Origin of the sequence: Flavonifractor sp. An112 (assembly GCF_002161085.1) — a bacterium.
Lineage (GTDB): Bacteria > Bacillota > Clostridia > Oscillospirales > Oscillospiraceae > Flavonifractor > Flavonifractor avicola.
Map to the genome: position 1 here is coordinate 42061 of NZ_NFLU01000005.1, position 16633 is coordinate 58693.

A 16633-nucleotide genomic window follows, 5' to 3' on the forward strand; every position below is an offset into this window, starting at 1 on the left:
CGAGCCAATAGATTGATTGGCTATTACCAGCCATACCCTGGAGGGAAGGTACAGTTTTCGCAGGCTCATATTGAGAAGTATCTCCAGCGAATTGAAAAGCCGCCCAGGGCAATTACCAAGTCCAGATAGGTGGTCACCTTATCAGAAAACAGCACGCGCGGCAGAAGCCTTGCCACGTGTGCTGTTCTATTGCATTCAAAAATACTGCATCCTTATCCAAGAGACACAGTCAGCTTACTACCATTTTGGGAGGGCACTCGTAACCTCTTTTGTAACCTCAAATGTGAAAATTAAGTTTTGTAACCTCTAAATAACCCTATATATTGTGTCCAAAATTAGTCTAATGAACTATATATAGTACCACGTTGCAACGACGAAATGCGAATGGCAAAAAACAAGTTTAGAACAATTACATAAAAAAATCCCGGAAAACCGAAGTTTTCCGGGATAATTTGAAACATTTTAGCGCTTGGAGAACTGGGGAGCACGCCGCGCGGCTTTCAGGCCGTACTTTTTACGCTCCTTCATACGAGGATCGCGGGTCAGGAAGCCGGCAGCCTTCAGGGCAGCGCGGTACTCGGGGTTGACCTGCAGCAGGGCACGGGCGATGCCGTGACGGATGGCGCCAGCCTGGCCGGTCACGCCGCCGCCGGTAACGGTGGTCTCGATGTCCACCTTGCCCAGGGTGTCGGTGGTGGCCAGAGGCTGACGCACGATCAGCTTCAGGGTCTCCAGGCCGAAGTAATCGTCGATATCACGGCCGTTGATGGTGATAGCACCAGTGCCGTTGGGGAACAGATGCACGCGGGCCACGGAGGACTTCCGGCGGCCGGTGCCATACAGATAAGGCTTCTTGCTCTTATACATTCCTTTGTACCTCCTGCTTAGTTGGCCGCCCAGGCTTCGGGCTTCTGGGCGTTGTGGGGATGCTCGGCGCCGCGGTAGATGTGCAGGCGGGAGAGAGAATCCTTGGTGATGATGTTGCGGGGCATCATGCCGCGGATGGCCACACGCATGGCCAGCTCGGGCTTCTGCTGCATCAGCAGGCGGTAGGGGGTCTCCTTCAGGCCGCCCACCCAACCGGAGTGGGTGCGGTAGTACTTCTGCTCCAGCTTCTTGCCGGTCAGAACGGCCTTCTCGGCGTTAACGACCACGACGAAGTCGCCGCAGTCAGCGTGAGGAGTATACTCGGGCTTGTGCTTGCCGCGCAGCAGGTTGGCCGCGGTAGCGGCAGTCTTGCCCAGGGGCTTACCAGCCGCATCGAGGATATACCACTTGCGGACGATGTTCCCCTTGTTGGCCATAAAAGTGGACATGGTGAAACCTCCAATTTTGATGATATCTTAAAAAATATGTCTAAACAGAATACAGGCCCCAATCTTTACGATTGGAGCGTTTTGTATTATAATACCTTGACTGCAGAGTGTCAACACGTTTTCCGATTTTTTTAAATAGAAAAAGTGTATGCTCTTGAAATCGCGTGATATCTCTTGCTTTCTCTTGAATGCTCCATTTCGATTTTCAATTTTTTGAGGTGCCTATGAACAAGATTTTGAGCTATGTCCGCCGCTGTGTGGAGGATTACGACATGATTCAGGCCGGAGACCGCATTGCCGTAGGGGTGTCCGGCGGCAAGGATTCTCTGGTGCTGCTCACCGCTCTGGCCCGGCTGCGGGAGTTCTATCCCAAGCCCTTCACCGTGGAGGCCTACACCCTGGATATGGGTCATGTGGACGGGGGAGAGGGGATGGACTTTGCCCCGGTGGCCGCCTACTGTGAGCAGATTGGCGTGCCCTTCACTCTGCTGCCCTCCGAGATCCACCACATTATCTTCGACCTGCGGAAGGAGAAAAATCCCTGCTCCATGTGCGCCAAAATGCGGCGGGGCGCCCTCCACAACGCCATCAAGGAGCGGGGCATCAGCAAGATCGCCCTGGGCCACCACTTTGACGACGCGGTGGAGACCTTCTTCCTGTCCCTGTTCTACGAGGGACGGCTGTCCTGTTTCCAGCCGGTGACCTGGCTGGACCGGATGGGCATCAGCCAGATCAGGCCCATGCTCTACTGCGGGGAGGGGCTTATCCGCAACGCCGCCCAGCGCAACCACCTGCCGGTGGTGTTCAATCCCTGCCCCGCCGACGGCTACACCAAGCGGCAGGAGGTCAAGGAGCTGATCCACACCCTGGACCAGCAGTACCCCGGTTTGAAGAGCCGGGTGTTCGGGGCCATGCAGGGCCTGCCCCTGCCCACCTGGGGGCCGGTGGAGCACCGCCGGGTGCCCCTGCCCGAGGGATAACAGTCAAACGTAAAAAAGCCGCTGCGGAAGTTTCCGCAGCGGCTTTTGCGTTTAAGGCTCTTTCAAAAACTGTTCCACCGCCTGGGTGGCCTGGGTGAGGAAGTCCCCCTCCATGTCCAGCCACAGCACGTCCTTATCCCGGCTGAACCACTGGACCTGCCGTTTGGCAAAGCGCTTGATGGCCCGGCCCAGCTCGTCCTTCAGAGCGTCCAGAGAGGGGATCTCCCCCTTCAGGTAGCGAAGGATATAGCGGTACTCCAGCCCCAGACCCTCCAGGAACTCGTCGGTGGCCCCGGCTTCCCGCAGACCGGCCACCTCCTCGATCATGCCCGCATCAATGCGGGCCTGGAGCCGGTCGTCGATGCGCTGACATACTGTTTCCCGGGGGAAGTTCACCCCCAGTTTATTCCACCTAATTTTCCGGCTGCAGCCGTTTATTTTGTAAAATAAAGGTAGGAAACAGGAGGGCGCATTTGAGGGTTTCCGGCGGAAGAAATATGTTATGCAACCCAAATTTTGTACCCAAAGAAGTAGGGATAGTAGTCAAATTTCACAAAACGACCATTCGTATTCCAACCATCCATAACAAACAGGTATTTGGCGCCAGTGTTGCTTTCGGCATAACCGAAATTCATTACACAATGTCCTTCACCCTTATCAAAGATACTATCGTTGGTATGGAGCACAAGATGAATTGGACAATGATCTTTGAGAGCTGTTTGGTAAGTACTATAAGAAGAACCATCGGAGAGCATCTTATATGACCAAGTTCCTTTGCCAGATGGCTCGCGGAAGAAAAAATGACAATAACTTTTTCATAATAAGCTCCTTTTGCAAATATGAGTGGCACATGGTATAATACTTGTATATAACAATGTATTAGGGAGAAAAGTGCCAGGTCCTAGTTTAATGAAGGAGGAATTGCAATGAAAAGCCATAAAAAGATTCTTTTGGTAGCCGCACTATTGGTTGTAGTTGTGGCCGTGGTCGGTGGAAGCTATGCTGCATATCGGGTTTACTATGTGCAAAAAAGTTACTATCCAATGGCAGGAGAAGTCACAATTATAGATAAGTCTGAGTCCAGGGATGACCATTATATTGTGATTCAAGAAGCAACCGGCGAACAATTTACTCTATCGTGCAGTGAAAGTGACTATGAGCAGGTAAAGATAGGAGACACGGTAAACTGTGAGCGCAATCAGAGTATTGTAACACATAAAGGGGAAGTGCATAAAATAGAAACGATTAGTAAAACATGGGACTAACCTCTTTCTGATTATTATTGCCTGCTATAATGGGGGATCGCACTCAATACTATACAGTGTTTTAGACCGCCGGTCAACGAGGAATAAGGATCATAACAGAAAGTGAAGAAAAATAATTTTGACCACAGCTACCCCCATAATCCGCATAAGAGCGTACAAAAGCACTTTCGCACTGACATTCCATGTGGTGTCAGTGCGAAAGTGCTTTTATGTATTTTTCAAAGAAGAGAATGAAATGGGGGCGTTAGTGGCTCTATATGTCTATTTAGACAGAAATACTGTACACTGTATTTGCGTTATGACAGGTTCTTTTTACTGGCCCTTCAAAAACCGCTCCACCGCCTGGGTGGCCTGGGTGAGGAAATCCCCCTCCATATCCAGCCACAGCACGTCGCGGTCCCGGTTGAACCACTGGACCTGCCGCTTGGCAAAGCGCTTGATGGCCCGGCCCAGCTCGTCCTTCAGAGCGTCCAGAGAGGGGATCTCCCCCTTCAGGTAGCGGAGGATGTAGCGGTACTCCAGCCCCAGGCCTTCCAGGAACTCGTCGGTGGCTCCAGCTTCCCGCAGACCGGCCACCTCCTCGATCATGCCCGCGTCAATGCGGACCTGGAGCCGGTCGTCGATGCGCTGACACACTTTGTCCCGGGGGAAATTCACCCCAAGCAGCAGGCAGCGGTAGCGGGGATGGGCCTGGGGGGCCTCCCAGCCGTCGGCCAGAGCCTTCTCCACCGAGCGTACCAGCCGCTGGTGGTTGTTTTCCTCCCCGTTGGCCAGGGTGACCCCCGTCTTTTCCCGCAGGATGGCGTACAGCTCTGCGGCAGTCTTGCCCTCCAGTTCGGCCCGCAGAGCGGGGTCGGGGGTGGCGTCGGTGAAGGCAAAGCCCTCAGTCACAGCCCGGACGTACAGTCCGGAGCCGCCCACCAGGAAGGGGACCTTGCCCCGGGCGATGATGTCGTCGATAGCGGCGTAGGCCCCCACCTGGAAATCGGCCACCGAGTAGGGCTGGTTGGGGGCCACCACGTCCAGCATATGGTGGGGCACACCGTCCATCTCCTCCTCGGTCACCTTGCCGGTGCCCAGGTCCAGGCCGGTATACACCTGACGGGAGTCGGCGGACACGATCTCGCCGCCAAAGCGCTTGGCCAGTTCCACCCCCAGGCCGCTCTTGCCGCAGGCGGTGGTGCCCAGCACCACCACCAGCTTGGGCAGCTTCTCCCCGGTCAGGGCGGCCAGCAGGGCGGAGCAGCCGGCGTACACGTCCCGCCAGGTGGCCTCAAAGTTGCCGGAGTACCAGGGGTCGGAGATATCCCGGTCCTCTCCAATATAGGACAGCAGTGCCTTGACCTTGCCGTCCGGGTCGCCCCCAAAGAGCCGGCGCATATTCCGCAGGTTGGCGCTGTCCATGCCCAGAAACAGGTCCCACCGGCCATAGTCCGCCGCCGTCAGCTGGCGGGCGGCGTGGCCGGAGCAGCGGATGCCATGTTCGGCCAGCTTCCGCCGGGCGGGGGGATAGACCGGATTGCCGATCTCCTCGGCGCTGGTGGCGGCGGAGGCGATGGTGAACTGATCCTCCAGCCCCGCCTTTTTGACCAGATCCTTCATGACAAACTCAGCCATAGGGCTGCGGCAGATGTTGCCGTGACATACAAAAAGCAGTTTTTTCATGCTGTCCTCCCGGGGGCGGCGTAACTGCGCCGCAATGTAAACCCATTCTACCACATTTTCGGCCTGAAAAAAAGCAGGCGCGTTTCCGCGCCTGCCGTGTTTACAGCAGAATAGCCAGCAGCCAGCATACCGTGGCCCCCAGGGCACCGCCGGCGGCATACACCGGGGCGGGGATCTTCCGGCACACCCGCCGCCAGCCGGAGGCGCGTTTGAGATAGCCGTCGGCAGCCCGGCGGGCCTCCTGGAGCACCGCCTCGGCGGAGGCCCCCTTGCCGAAGGCATCCTCTTTTACAATAAAAATGGCCTGCTCAAAAAATCGGGGATCGGGGGATTTTACCACAATGACCTGCCGGGATACGCCCTGTACCACCTGCCCACATCCTTTCCTGTTTTGTACCAGTATTTCCAAAAACCACTGGCCCTATGCAGGCAGGAAGGGATTGGCGCACATAACCGGCCCGCCGCCGCCGTACACTACCTCCAGTGAGATTGGAGGGGTAGGTATGAACAGACGCAGACGCATCGCGGCACTGGCTCTGGTGTTCGCGGTCAACATTTCCCTCATCGCCTTTGCCCAGCAGGCCCAGGCGGCCACCTACCGCCAGGGCTCCAGCGGGGAGCAGGTGCGGGTGATCCAGACCAAACTGAAGAACTGGGGCTACTACGACGGGGCGGTGGACGGGGTATTCGGCAGTCAGACCACCCAGGCGGTGAAGTATTTTCAGCGGAAAAACGGCCTGACCGCCGACGGCATCGTGGGACCCGCCACCCTGGAGGCCCTGGGGATGTCGGGCGGGGGTTCGCCTGCCCAGGATACCAGCGTGGATCTGCTGGCCCGGGTGATCTCGGCGGAGGCCCGGGGGGAGCCCTACAGCGGCCAGGTGGCGGTGGGGGCGGTGATCCTCAACCGGGTGGAGCACCCCTCCTTCCCCAACACCATCGCCGGAGTGGTGTACCAGCCGGGGGCCTTTACCTGTATGGTGGACGGCCAGTTCAATGAGCCGGTGGCGGAATCGGCAGTGCGGGCGGCCCGGGACGCCCTTAACGGGGTGGACCCCAGCGGCGGGGCCATCTATTATTTCAACCCCGCCACCGCCACCAGCAGCTGGATCTGGAGCCGGCCTCTCATCCTCCAGATCGGCAACCATCGGTTCTGTGCCTGAGCGCGGGCGGCCTCCGCCCGCTACATATCAAAGGGCCGCCCGGTACAGAGGCAAGTAGCGCAGCACGCCGTCCACCCGCTCCGAGGAGAAGAGGGTGAGCCGGTTTGCCTCTGTTTCCAGGGTGGGGAAAAGTCCGGGGATGGTAAGGGGCTCCAGCCCGGCGGGAGAGCGCACCTTCCGGGCCAGGGTGATGTGGGGGCGATAGGGCCGCCGTTCCGGGGAAAACCCGGCTTCTCTCAGGGCGGCCTCCAGCTGCCGCTGGGCGGTCATCAGGCCGGGGAGGGGCTCCACCCCCAGCCACCAGATATCCCCGCCCTTTTTGGAAAAACAGCCGGGAGAGGCGGAGCGGAGGGCAAAGGGGGGTGCGTCCACCTGGTCCAGGGCGGCGGCAGCTGCCTCCGCCCGGTCGGTCTCCCCCAGAAAGACCAGTGTGAGATGATAGTTGTCCCGCCGGGTGAAGTTGGCCCGCACCCCGGCCTTCTTCAGCGCGGCGGCCCCCCGGTCCAGCGCTTCGCGCCAGACGGTTGGCAGCTCCACGCCCAGAAACAGACGCATAAAGACCGCCTCCTTTGCCCACAGTATAGCAAAGGAGGCGGTCTGTTACAAGGGTCAGGGCTCCATGTGGCGGCCCAGAAAGCCGGCGATGGTCTGAACCAGCTTGTACTGGGTTTCGCTGTCGTGGAGAGCTCCCTCGGTACCGGCAAAGAGTACGCAGCCCAGCACATCCCCTTCCGAGAGGATAGGGGCGGCGCAGGACACCAGATAGGCGTCGTTGCCCTCGCACACGGGGATGGGAGCGGAGCCCTCCTTGTGTTGGTAGATCTGGCGGCCCTCCATGATCTGCTCCAGAGCGGGAGAGATCTGCTTGTCGGCCAGATCCCGCCGTCCGCTGCCGGCCACGGCGATGCAGCTGTCCCGGTCGGTGATGACAGCAATCTCGCCGGTGGTCTTGTTCAGGGTCTCGCACATATGGCCGGCAAAGTCCCCCAGCCCGCCCATGAGGGAGTACTTTTTAAAGATGACGCCGCCGTCCTTGTCAGTGTAGATCTCCAGGGGATCGCCCTCCCGGATCCGCATGGTGCGGCGGATCTCCTTGGGGATCACGATGCGCCCCAGATCGTCCTAATGTGTCAACTAAAACATAAAATGTAATTTATCCGCTTTAGTTGCGCCTGTTTTACACAATATATCAGAATATCCTCGACTTTTCAATCAACTTTATTACCAGAACCGCACGCTTAAATTCTTTGAAAATCATGAGGAAAAATGTTCGTTTTTCTGATTGCCAAGTGAACAAAAAGAAGGACTCATGGATTGTCATGAGTCCTTCTTTTCATTTACTTGTGCCGAAGTGTTCTGCTGTGACGGCGCTGATAATAGTCCTTCCTTAGGGCATCAAAAACCATCGTATATCCTGAGAGAACGTCTCCAGACTCACCAGAAGAAAAGACCTTGACTCCGGAATTTTCGAGGGTCTCCGAAAGCGACAATGCGAGTGCGGTCTCCCGTACAAGTCTGCTGACACCATGCACGGCTACGGCTTCAAACCGATTCTGATTTATTTCACTGAGCAGAGCCTGAAGACCGGGACGGTCCAGCGTATTTCCTGGAGCCATATCTTGAAACACCGCCACAACCTCATGTTCCTGTTCCCTTGCCCATTCCCTCAGCCTGGTTTCCTGCCATAACAGCACATTGTTATCATTCTGGTCCGCACTTGCGACTCTCAAATATAGGGCAACCTTCATATAGCTCTCCTTTCTTCCTTGTGGAATTTTGCGAACAGATCTTCAAATTTCCAGCGCACCTCAATATGATGGTTGCTGAATACGGTTACCCGGTCGATTGCATCATACATACTCGCTTTGAATGCCTCACCGCTCACCGTGAAGGCCGATAAATACTTTTCCGCTTCACCCTGGACTGCACGTCGTTCAGACTGTTCCTCTTGCTCTCGCTGCCGCTCTGCTTCGATTTTTGCACGCTCCGTCTGTAGTTCAGAAATGCGGTCTGCCAGCGCAGCTTTCCGCTGGGAAAACAGGTCACGGCTCATTTCTCCGCTCCGGTATTCCTCGTAGTATTGGATCTTCCGGGCATTCTGCCGGGCAATTTCCTGGTCAATTTTCTCCAATCGGTTATCCCAGTTGATCTTAGGATGTTGCTGAAAGGCAGCCTGGATGTTCCGGGCCTGCTCTCCCATCAGAACAAGCTGTGTACGGTAGATGGGGAGGAGAACCGCTTCCAGGTCGGTCTTACTCCACCGGATTCCGGCGCAGGCGGCCTGCTCCTGATAAAGCTGAGTATCGCAGGCAAAGTACGTGTCCAGCCCAAATGATTTTCGCAGCTTGCGTCCGCAATGGCCGCAAAAGAACACGCTGTCAGAACCATCCGGCGGTTTACGCCCATAGTTTTTCACGGTCCTGATTTGTGCCTGGGCTGCTTCATATTCCGCTTTAGTCACGATGGCCTCGTGTGTCCCTTCTGTGACAATCCACTCTTCCTGAGGCACTCTTCGTTGGTTTCGGTCTCGCATATAGCGACTTTCTCTGGTGTGATTGGTCATAACCCCGGTATACTTGATATTTCGGAGGATATTGAGGACGGTCACATGGGACCACATGAGATCCCGTTCCCGGCAGGCCGGCTTGAGGCGGTGTTGCTTATACTCCAGGGGGGTAAGCACGCCGCGCGCATTGAGTTCCTTGGCAATTTGCGTGGTGCTTTTCCCAGCTATGATGGAGAGAAATATTTCACGGACGATCGGTGCCGTCTCTTTATCCGGCACCATCTGGTGCTTATCCGATGGGTGCTTCTGGTATCCGTATGGCACATGGTTCACAAAACGTCCCTCCTTCATACGCGCTTGCATGGCGGAGCGGACTTTTATGGAAAGGTCTCGGCTGTAATTCTCATACATGAAGTTCCGAAAGGCAACATCCATGCCGCCGGTCATACCGATATATTTCTGACTGTCATAACCATCATTGACGGCAATGACACGCACGCCCAGAAATGGGAATATGTGTTCGAGGTAGTCACCCACATCCAAGTAGTTCCGCCCAAAACGAGACAGATCCTTTACAACGATGCAGGTCACCTCTCCCTGGCGGGCCGCTTCGATCATAGCCTGGAATTGGGGACGGTCGGTATTGGTACCAGTCAATCCGTCGTCAATAAATTCAAGGACAGAATAGGCAGACAACTCGCCACTTCCTCGCAGGTATTCCATGATGACTTTTCGCTGATTTTCAATGGATTGGCTCTGGTTGGCCAAGCCGTGAGCACGGTTAAAATCTTCCAGCGAGGTTCGGTAATAGGCCGCAAGTCTTTCCGCCACCTCACGCCACCTCCTCTCGGAGTATTTTGTGTTGGGCCTGAAGGGCTTTCAGTTCATTGTCAAAGAGGAACGTGATTTTGATGGAACCATCCGCCCAGACTTGAATCCGGTCCACAAAAGCAGAAATCAGCTCTTGTGAGATCACTTTGGCGTATCGGTATTCCTCGAACCGCTTTTCCCACTCTTTTGATTTCTCAACGGCTTGGGCAGCTTTGTCCTCAGGGCACTCCAGACGTTCCACCTGCTCTCTCAGGGCCTCGATTTCCTTTTGGTACTGTTCCCGTGCCATAACACATTCTTCCTTTGTCAGGAGTCCGGATTTGTAATCCTCGTACAGTGCCAGGGCATATCCTTGCTTTCGCTTGATTTCCTGCTGAAGTTTTTGTATCTCACTTTTGGCCTGTGTGTCATGGTCACGATCCGACGCTCTCTTTTCTGCCAGTTTCATAAGAACCGCCTGGGTATTGCAGAAGAGTTCAATCTGCACCCGCAGTGCCTGTAAAACGGCGGCATCCAAGTCATCACAGCGGATCGACTTTTTGGTGCATCGCAGTTCGCGATGTTCCTCATAGGTCGGGCAGATATAAACGAAATATGCCTTTTTTCGGTCATGGCTTATGCTCCGGTAGAGCTTCAGTTGGGTCCCACAGTCTGCGCATACCAGCTTCTCGCGGTATGGATTGCTGCGTGTAGGCAGGTGGCTGCAAGTACCATAAGCTGCCTTATAAGCCTTTGCGTTGGCCTCATTTACCGCCTGCACCCGATCAAAAAGCTCTTGTGATACGATAGGCGCATGGGTGTTATAGACGATATCCCACTCTGACTCAGGGGTGCGGTGGATAGGTATTCCACGAATCAGGCTTGCTGTGCATTTTCCCTGTGCCAGATGTCCGATATAAGCGATATTGCGGAGAATATCAGAAAGAGCATGGCGGTTCCACAATAGTGCGCTGCCTTTTTTATTGTTGTTGGTAATGATCCCGTGCTCAAACCGATACCGGCCCGGAGATGGGATATCCCGCTCATTAAGCATCCGGGCGATGGTCCCGATACCGAGCCCCTGGGCACGCCACTCATAAATCTGCTGGATCACCGGCGCTGTTTCCGGATCGACCAAGAGACGATTCTTGTTTTCGGGGTCCTTGCGATAGCCGTGGGGGGCATAATTACCGATATAATCGCCATTTTGACGTTTGGCTTTCAGCGCTGCGCCGGATTTCATGGAGATATCCTTTGCATAATAGTCGTTTACAATATTTTTAACGGAGACCGTCAGTTCGTCCCGGGAGTGGATGTTGTGGGTATCGTAGTTGTCATTGACTGAAATAAACCGAATGCCCAGATTCGGGCAGATACGCTCCAGAAAATTGCCGGTCTCGATATAGTTTCTTCCCAGGCGGGATAAGTCCTTGACAATGATGCAGTCGATTTTACCAGCCTTTACATCATCCATCAGTCGCTCCCACTGAGGACGTTCAAAGCTGACCCCAGAATAGCCGTTGTCCAGGTATTGGTCCACCAGTTTCAGCTCTGAGTGCTCCGAGAGGTACTGCTCCATGATCTTGACCTGGCTTTCAATGGGGTCTCCATCCGCTTTGCCATTATCAAGCACAGACAGGCGGGCATATAGTCCAGTGTTGAATGTGATGGATGTTTCCTGGGGGGATGCTTCCACTGCCACAGGTGCCGTTCTCTTTTTTCTTGCCATGGTCAGCTCACCTCCGCTTCAGGAACACTCTTTGTTGCATCCTGTTCCCGCAGGAACTCTACCATATTGGCAAGCTGATCCTGATAGCGGAGAACCACCCGGATTTTCTTATCGGGATACAGCTCTATCTTATCCACCAGATTGACAACCGAGGCACGGCTCAGGCTCGGCAGATTCTGATATTCCCGAAACTGGGAGAGCCAGCCACTTCGATTTGCCACCCCGTCCTGGATCATGGCCCGTTCTTTCTTTAATTTTCCAATGTCCTGCTCAATCTCGCTGATTTGCTGGGAGTAGCCGTCTTTCATCTGGAGGAACTCCTCCTGAGAGATCAAACCGTCCTGTAGGTCCTCATATATGCTGACCTTCATCGTCCGGCACTTCTGCATCTCGGCCGATTTTACCTCAATAGCCTTATCCAGACGGGCTGTCTCCCGGTGTTCCCAGGCCAGTTCCTCAATCTGGTTCAGGGCCTTCTCCATATTCAAAATCAACTTAATCTCAGATTGTAGAATGGCAAGGACAGTGCTCTCCAGTTCCTTTTCCGAGATCCTGCGCTTTTCGCAGCTACCATCCTTTTTGGCATTTGGGCAGGTGTAATAGGCATATTTTGCCCCATTGTTGGTTACGGAGTACCTTTTTGCTAGGGTTCCGCAGGTTCCACAATAGACCCGACCAGACAGAGGATAGACGGTATCGGAGCCGGATGCCCGGCGGCTGTCCTCCTGCATCAGCTTCTGGACCAGTTCAAATTCCCGCACCTGGATGATCGGCTCATGGGCATGTTCAATCCGGCTCCAATCCTGTTCGTCTTTTATGATGGTGTGCTTTACCTTGTAGTTTGGTGTGGTACGCTTTCCCTGGATCAGTACGCCGGTATAGACCTCATTGGTGAGAATCCGGATTACCGATTTTGGGCTCCACTTACTGCGGGCATTCGTTTGAAAGGCGGTCTTATAATTGATACCCAGCGAGCGCTTGTGCTCGGACGGGGACAATACACCGCGGGCATTTAGCTTTTCCGCGATAGTCACCGGGCTCATGCCCTCGACCTTCCAGCGGAAAATGTCCCGGACGACTTCACCTGCTACTTCATCTATGACAAGCTGAGTCTTATCGTCCGGGGCCCGCAGGTATCCATAGGGGGTGTAGTTGGAGACAAATTCTCCGTTTCTTCTCCGGCTTTCAAAGTTGCTCCGTACCTTGATGGAGATATCCCGGCAGTATGAATCATTGAGAAAATTCTTGATGGGGACGATCAAGCTGTCGCTTGTGGAGAATTTGAGGCTATCGTAATTGTCGTTGACAGCGATAAAACGTACCCCGAGCTGAGGAAAGATCTTCTCAATGTAGCGGCCTGCATCAATATACTCTCGGCCAAACCGGGACAGGTCCTTGACGATGATACAGTTAATCTTTCCCGCCTTCACCGCTTCCATCATTTTTTGAAATTGGGGGCGCTCAAAATTGGTTCCCGTATAGCCATCGTCGGTATACTCCGCAACCAGTTCAATGTCTGGCTGCTGCGCCACAAACCGCTCGATGATTTTTCTCTGGCTGGAGATACTGTCGCTCTCCGCTTTTTTGCTGGAAAAAGAAAAGTCGCCGTCTTCCTTAGAGAGTCTAAGGTAGTCGGCGGCTTTATAAATCTTCTCTGATGAGATTAGCATAGCTACCGCTCCTGTCGCAATATTGGTGGCCGGACCACCGAATGACGACCGGAGTTTCGCTGATTTTGTCCATGCTTATCTTATCACAGCCTCCTCAGAAAGTCCAGTCGCGTCTTGTGGTAAATCATTACAGGATCGACAGCATATCCGCAAAGCAATCATTCAGAGTAGCGCCCCCCTCCGTATAGGCTACGTTGACGACAACATTGCCCACTTTGAAACAGTAAGGGTTCTTGATCTGCCGGAGGAACGAGCGGATGCGCTCTGGCTGTTCCAGGCCGCTGTCCAGCTTTACATCACGGATGTCTACCAACGGCTGCGAGTCCTTTTTATTCTGCTGTTCCTGCTTCATGATCACAACCACCTCACAGTTATCATTACCAATTTTTGGGCTGCTATACTTTGGCGGAAAAATGGCAATACAAAAGGGACCGCCCTATTACGGCGATCCCTATTTGCTCACAATGACATGATAACAGAAAAGTATGGTACATACAAGTCCACACTCAGTGCTTGTTTTATTGTAGAGAGCTGATATAAATGTTGCATAGCTTATTGCACACTGTTGGTTTCATGGCTCTGAAAATGCAATAAGGAACTATTTCCATGTCGCACGACAACTAGCAAGAATCAATCCGTCAATAATTTGCTTCACTTCTGAATCTTATTGAGGTTTTGCTTCGGGTTAATCTTCAGATTCTGTTTCTGAATCACAGTCCTGGTCAGTTCTAAGTCTATAAATCTGACTTTTATTACTTTCTACAGCTGTAACCGTCATAACCGCTGCCCTAAACATTTTCATGATCTTATTCTCTGCAATAGTCTCTAAACTCTCTTTCGGTTTACCAATAGTCCAGAAATAAGTCAAAACTCCTTTTACCGCACTGTTTGACGGCCACAAAGGACCTATTCGACAAATTGGGTGACGTCCTGACAGAAACGTTTTACGCCTACTTTTATCAATTGAAGATGCTTTAAGCAATACAACAGCACAACACAAACAGGGTACGCGGAGTCCGCCAATATTATCTATATCAAATGGAGACCCTCTAGACAATAATTCTAAAACTATTCTCACCTCGGCATGCATCCCATCTGTTTCCGATATTTCTCGATATTTATCGGTGTCTGGAGGATCAACTGTCCGTATATGGAAGGTATCATAATCGCTGAAAGCTTCAAGCTCCGAGATATGAGCCTTTGACCTTGGTTTTCTGGCATCAGCAGACTTAAATAACTTTTTTAAGTCGCCCAAAGTTTTGTATTCAGCAACTAATTTTTTAATACTTTTCAGCGTTGTGTTCAAATTTGCACTTACAATAATTGTTTTGCTGGGTCCATCAAAATAACATTGAATTTCATCCGATGCTTTTACGAGATTTGCAAATACTGTTGACACCCACCGCATATGTTGCTTTGTTTCATAACCTTTATAAGATGTTGGAGTATGCGCAAATACTACCCTACCATCAAATTGAAGTCTACGCGCAAGTGTAGAGGAAGTTGTAGTCGGCCCGGAACCCCAATATGGAAGCTCTGTTTCTCTGGGGGCGCGTAAGTAGATGAGGCTTGGGACATGTCCGTGTTTTATAGGTACTACACTTTCCACAGAACCATCATCAGCTTCCACAGAACCATCATCAGCTCGTTTTTTAATAATCTCACCCAAAGTTTTCTTTAACTTTGCCGAAACAGTACCAGCAATTGTGTCCAAAGGAATAATAGTTCTAGGCTTTTTAGCTTTCCTTTCGACTTTATCATCTGGCGAATCTGATTTCGGGCGCACTGCACCCTTTTTAGGAACCGGTTGATCCATTTTTTGTATTACATACTGAGTATTATTGAGCATTGAAACGGAGTCAATCTTTCCCGCTGATGCCATGTTTTCGTAATATGCTGAATCATTTACCGGCAGTCCGTTAATCCAGGTGGTCGGCCGCACGATGCCCTGTTTCTGCTGCACCACATGGCCCAGCTCATGCCGCAGGTACCGCTCCTGGCCAGGCGCGATATGTACCTGGGGGATCTGCGTACACCGACTATGACAACGGGTATGCGGTAGTTTCCTTTTTGAAGGGCTGGGAAAAAGAATATGAGCCGATGGTGATTGGGAACTCGACCCTCTGCCCCTGCTGCGGAGAGCCGACAGCGCACAATAATAGCCTCACATGTGGGCACTGCGAACCGGTTGTGCTTTGCAAGGAGTGCGGTCAGGAAATTCCGAAGGGCGATGCCCAATATGTGGATGGGGCCTATTACTGCCACACCTGCCGGCCCGTCTGTTCCAAGTGCGGAGCCGTCGTCCAGCACGAAGCGCACGCTGCTATTGACCATGAGGGCAACCAAGTCATTCTATGTGACGACTGCTATGCGGAAGCGGCTGTACATTGTCAGGAGTGCGGTATCTACGGAATCTGCAAAAATCTGGCGGCTATCCGGTTCTGTCCATGGACGGACGTTATGGCCGACGCCGCATAATGGAGGAAAGCTATGAGGTATGAAAATCTAAGCCTGGAGCAAATCCTACGTTTTACACAGGCTGAATTGAAAGCGGCACTCGCCGCAGAGCTGGAAAGCAGAGGATACTCCCCCGTTGTCCAAGAAGGATACCTTTACGCCCCAGGCACACTGCCGGTATTGCTGGTGGCCCATCTGGATACCGTACACCATGAGCCGGTGCGGGATATTTGCCGCTCCGGGGACGGGACGATCCTGATGTCTCCCCAGGGGATCGGCGGAGATGACCGGGCCGGCGTCTATATGGCCCTGCGGATTTTGGAACAGGCCCGCTGCCATGTCTTGTTCTGCGAGGACGAGGAGACCGGCGGCCAAGGGGCCCGGAAGTTCACCGCAAGCGACCTTGCCCCGGACGTCAATTACATCGTTGAGATGGATCGCCGTGGGCATGATGACGCCGTTTTTTACAGGTGCGACAACCGGGAGTTCGTGGATTTTGTCACGGAATTTGGCTTTCAGGAGGCATACGGCAGCTTCAGCGATATTTCGGTCATCGCCCCCTATCTGGGGATTGCCGCCGTCAATATCAGCGCCGGGTACTACAACGAACACCGTCCCCATGAGCATATCAATCTGGCCCATGTGGAGCACAACATCGCCCGTATTCTGGAGATGGTGATGACCCCGTCCGGACAGTTTGAGTACATTGAGCGGGAAACCTATGGCTTTGGTACCTTTGATAGTCAGATCCGTCTGTGGGATCATTTTCCCAGTGTGGAGAGCACACGGGATGATGGAAAGATGTTGATGCCGGTGCCGGAGACCGCCTATGTGGAGGTCAACGGCAGGCAGGTAGAAAACGGCCTGGCCCACTTTATGGACAAGCAGGGCATTGTCTATGACTATCTGGAGGAACTGGATGTAGCGGTACGCGCAAACTATACGAAAGCGTATGAGGAGGACGGAACGCCCTTGAAATTTTCCAAGAGCGCCGCAACGAGGATTAAAGTTGTCTCGCTGGAGGAAGCGATGGCGAGATTAGTATGATGCACAAAAGGGAGCGTTCAGCCGT

Annotated in this window: 17 protein-coding genes and 1 pseudogene; 4 read left to right on the forward strand and 14 right to left on the reverse strand. The window is 53.4% G+C overall.

Translation table 11 applies throughout. The features are described 5' to 3' along the window. Nucleotides 1-462 precede the first annotated feature (462 nt). Together rpsI and rplM are read right to left on the reverse strand one after the other, a co-directional pair. Nucleotides 463-867, reverse strand: coding sequence for a 30S ribosomal protein S9 (rpsI, locus tag B5E56_RS05905; RefSeq protein ID WP_087188633.1), 405 nt, complete (start codon nt 865-867; stop codon nt 463-465). A 17-nt stretch (nt 868-884) separates the two neighbouring features. Next, nucleotides 885-1316: a 50S ribosomal protein L13 gene (gene rplM, locus B5E56_RS05910; RefSeq protein ID WP_087188632.1), complete on the reverse strand. Its 432-nt coding sequence runs from the start codon at nt 1314-1316 to the stop codon at nt 885-887. A gap of 224 nt (nt 1317-1540) precedes the next feature. Here rplM and B5E56_RS05915 point away from each other — a divergent pair, with 224 nt between their 5' ends. Continuing rightward, nucleotides 1541-2296 carry a tRNA lysidine(34) synthetase gene (locus tag B5E56_RS05915; RefSeq protein ID WP_087389021.1) on the forward strand — a complete coding sequence of 252 codons (756 nt, stop codon included), beginning with the start codon at nt 1541-1543 and terminating at the stop codon, nt 2294-2296. Nucleotides 2297-2347: 51 nt separating this feature from the next. Here the strand turns inward: B5E56_RS05915 and B5E56_RS05920 are convergent, their stop codons facing one another. Beyond that, entirely contained in the window at nt 2348-2809 is a 462-nt protein-coding gene (locus B5E56_RS05920; RefSeq protein WP_087271301.1) for a tRNA dimethylallyltransferase, read from the reverse strand. Between the two features lie 413 nt (nt 2810-3222). Here B5E56_RS05920 and B5E56_RS05925 point away from each other — a divergent pair, with 413 nt between their 5' ends. Further along, nucleotides 3223-3561, forward strand: coding sequence for a hypothetical protein (locus B5E56_RS05925; RefSeq protein ID WP_087271308.1), 339 nt, complete (start codon nt 3223-3225; stop codon nt 3559-3561). A gap of 312 nt (nt 3562-3873) precedes the next feature. Here B5E56_RS05925 and miaA read toward each other — a convergent pair whose 3' ends face one another. The 3 genes and pseudogenes from miaA to B5E56_RS05940 all read right to left on the reverse strand — a co-directional run bounded on the left by miaA (nt 3874) and on the right by B5E56_RS05940 (nt 5596). Further along, entirely contained in the window at nt 3874-4818 is a 945-nt protein-coding gene (miaA, locus tag B5E56_RS05930) for a tRNA (adenosine(37)-N6)-dimethylallyltransferase MiaA (RefSeq protein WP_242958807.1), read from the reverse strand. Beyond that, nucleotides 4792-5226, reverse strand: a pseudogene (locus B5E56_RS05935) (low molecular weight protein-tyrosine-phosphatase); the annotation flags it as partial. The pseudogene B5E56_RS05935 and the gene miaA, both read right to left, overlap by 27 nt. A gap of 100 nt (nt 5227-5326) precedes the next feature. Continuing rightward, entirely contained in the window at nt 5327-5596 is a 270-nt protein-coding gene (locus B5E56_RS05940; RefSeq protein ID WP_206404957.1) for a translation initiation factor 2, read from the reverse strand. A 133-nt stretch (nt 5597-5729) separates the two neighbouring features. On the opposite strand from B5E56_RS05940, the gene sleB reads away from it, so the two are divergent. Next, nucleotides 5730-6389, forward strand: coding sequence for a spore cortex-lytic enzyme (gene sleB, locus B5E56_RS05945; protein ID WP_087389022.1), 660 nt, complete (start codon nt 5730-5732; stop codon nt 6387-6389). A 27-nt stretch (nt 6390-6416) separates the two neighbouring features. Here sleB and thpR read toward each other — a convergent pair whose 3' ends face one another. From thpR to B5E56_RS14725, 8 genes are all read right to left on the reverse strand, one after another. After that, on the reverse strand, nt 6417-6944 hold the full coding sequence (thpR, locus tag B5E56_RS05950; protein ID WP_087389023.1) for an RNA 2',3'-cyclic phosphodiesterase: 528 nt from the start codon (nt 6942-6944) through the stop codon (nt 6417-6419). 54 nt (nt 6945-6998) lie between these two features. Continuing rightward, nucleotides 6999-7505 carry a stage V sporulation T C-terminal domain-containing protein gene (locus B5E56_RS05955; RefSeq protein ID WP_343214234.1) on the reverse strand — a complete coding sequence of 169 codons (507 nt, stop codon included), beginning with the start codon at nt 7503-7505 and terminating at the stop codon, nt 6999-7001. A 221-nt stretch (nt 7506-7726) separates the two neighbouring features. Then, the gene (locus tag B5E56_RS05960; protein ID WP_087389025.1) at nt 7727-8137 is read right to left on the reverse strand and encodes a recombinase family protein; all 411 of its coding nucleotides are present in this window, start codon (nt 8135-8137) and stop codon (nt 7727-7729) included. Next, nucleotides 8134-9726, reverse strand: a complete 1593-nt coding sequence (locus B5E56_RS05965) for a recombinase family protein (protein ID WP_087389026.1) — start codon at nt 9724-9726, stop codon at nt 8134-8136. Before B5E56_RS05965 ends, B5E56_RS05960 begins: the two co-directional genes overlap by 4 nt. A gap of 1 nt (nt 9727) precedes the next feature. Beyond that, nucleotides 9728-11434, reverse strand: a complete 1707-nt coding sequence (locus B5E56_RS05970; protein WP_087389027.1) for a recombinase family protein — start codon at nt 11432-11434, stop codon at nt 9728-9730. A gap of 2 nt (nt 11435-11436) precedes the next feature. Next, on the reverse strand, nt 11437-13104 hold the full coding sequence (locus B5E56_RS05975; protein ID WP_087389028.1) for a recombinase family protein: 1668 nt from the start codon (nt 13102-13104) through the stop codon (nt 11437-11439). Nucleotides 13105-13231: 127 nt separating this feature from the next. Next, on the reverse strand, nt 13232-13456 hold the full coding sequence (locus tag B5E56_RS05980; RefSeq protein WP_087389029.1) for a DUF6870 family protein: 225 nt from the start codon (nt 13454-13456) through the stop codon (nt 13232-13234). A gap of 333 nt (nt 13457-13789) precedes the next feature. Next, the gene (locus tag B5E56_RS14725) at nt 13790-15070 is read right to left on the reverse strand and encodes a hypothetical protein (RefSeq protein WP_087389030.1); all 1281 of its coding nucleotides are present in this window, start codon (nt 15068-15070) and stop codon (nt 13790-13792) included. A 677-nt stretch (nt 15071-15747) separates the two neighbouring features. Here B5E56_RS14725 and B5E56_RS05990 point away from each other — a divergent pair. After that, nucleotides 15748-16608 (forward strand): hypothetical protein, encoded by an 861-nt coding sequence (locus tag B5E56_RS05990; protein ID WP_242958794.1) that lies wholly within the window; start codon nt 15748-15750, stop codon nt 16606-16608. Nucleotides 16609-16633 lie beyond the last annotated feature (25 nt).

Coding starts and splice junctions, on each gene's coding strand:
- B5E56_RS05970 (WP_087389027.1), bottom strand. CDS start 11,434: ATGGCAAGAAAAAAGAGAACGGCACCTGTGGCAGTGGAAGCATCCCCC.
- thpR (WP_087389023.1), bottom strand. CDS start 6,944: ATGCGTCTGTTTCTGGGCGTGGAGCTGCCAACCGTCTGGCGCGAAGCG.
- B5E56_RS05980 (WP_087389029.1), bottom strand. CDS start 13,456: ATGAAGCAGGAACAGCAGAATAAAAAGGACTCGCAGCCGTTGGTAGAC.
- B5E56_RS05975 (WP_087389028.1), bottom strand. CDS start 13,104: ATGCTAATCTCATCAGAGAAGATTTATAAAGCCGCCGACTACCTTAGA.
- rpsI (WP_087188633.1), bottom strand. CDS start 867: ATGTATAAGAGCAAGAAGCCTTATCTGTATGGCACCGGCCGCCGGAAG.
- B5E56_RS05960 (WP_087389025.1), bottom strand. CDS start 8,137: ATGAAGGTTGCCCTATATTTGAGAGTCGCAAGTGCGGACCAGAATGAT.
- rplM (WP_087188632.1), bottom strand. CDS start 1,316: ATGTCCACTTTTATGGCCAACAAGGGGAACATCGTCCGCAAGTGGTAT.
- sleB (WP_087389022.1), top strand. CDS start 5,730: ATGAACAGACGCAGACGCATCGCGGCACTGGCTCTGGTGTTCGCGGTC.
- B5E56_RS05925 (WP_087271308.1), top strand. CDS start 3,223: ATGAAAAGCCATAAAAAGATTCTTTTGGTAGCCGCACTATTGGTTGTA.
- B5E56_RS05915 (WP_087389021.1), top strand. CDS start 1,541: ATGAACAAGATTTTGAGCTATGTCCGCCGCTGTGTGGAGGATTACGAC.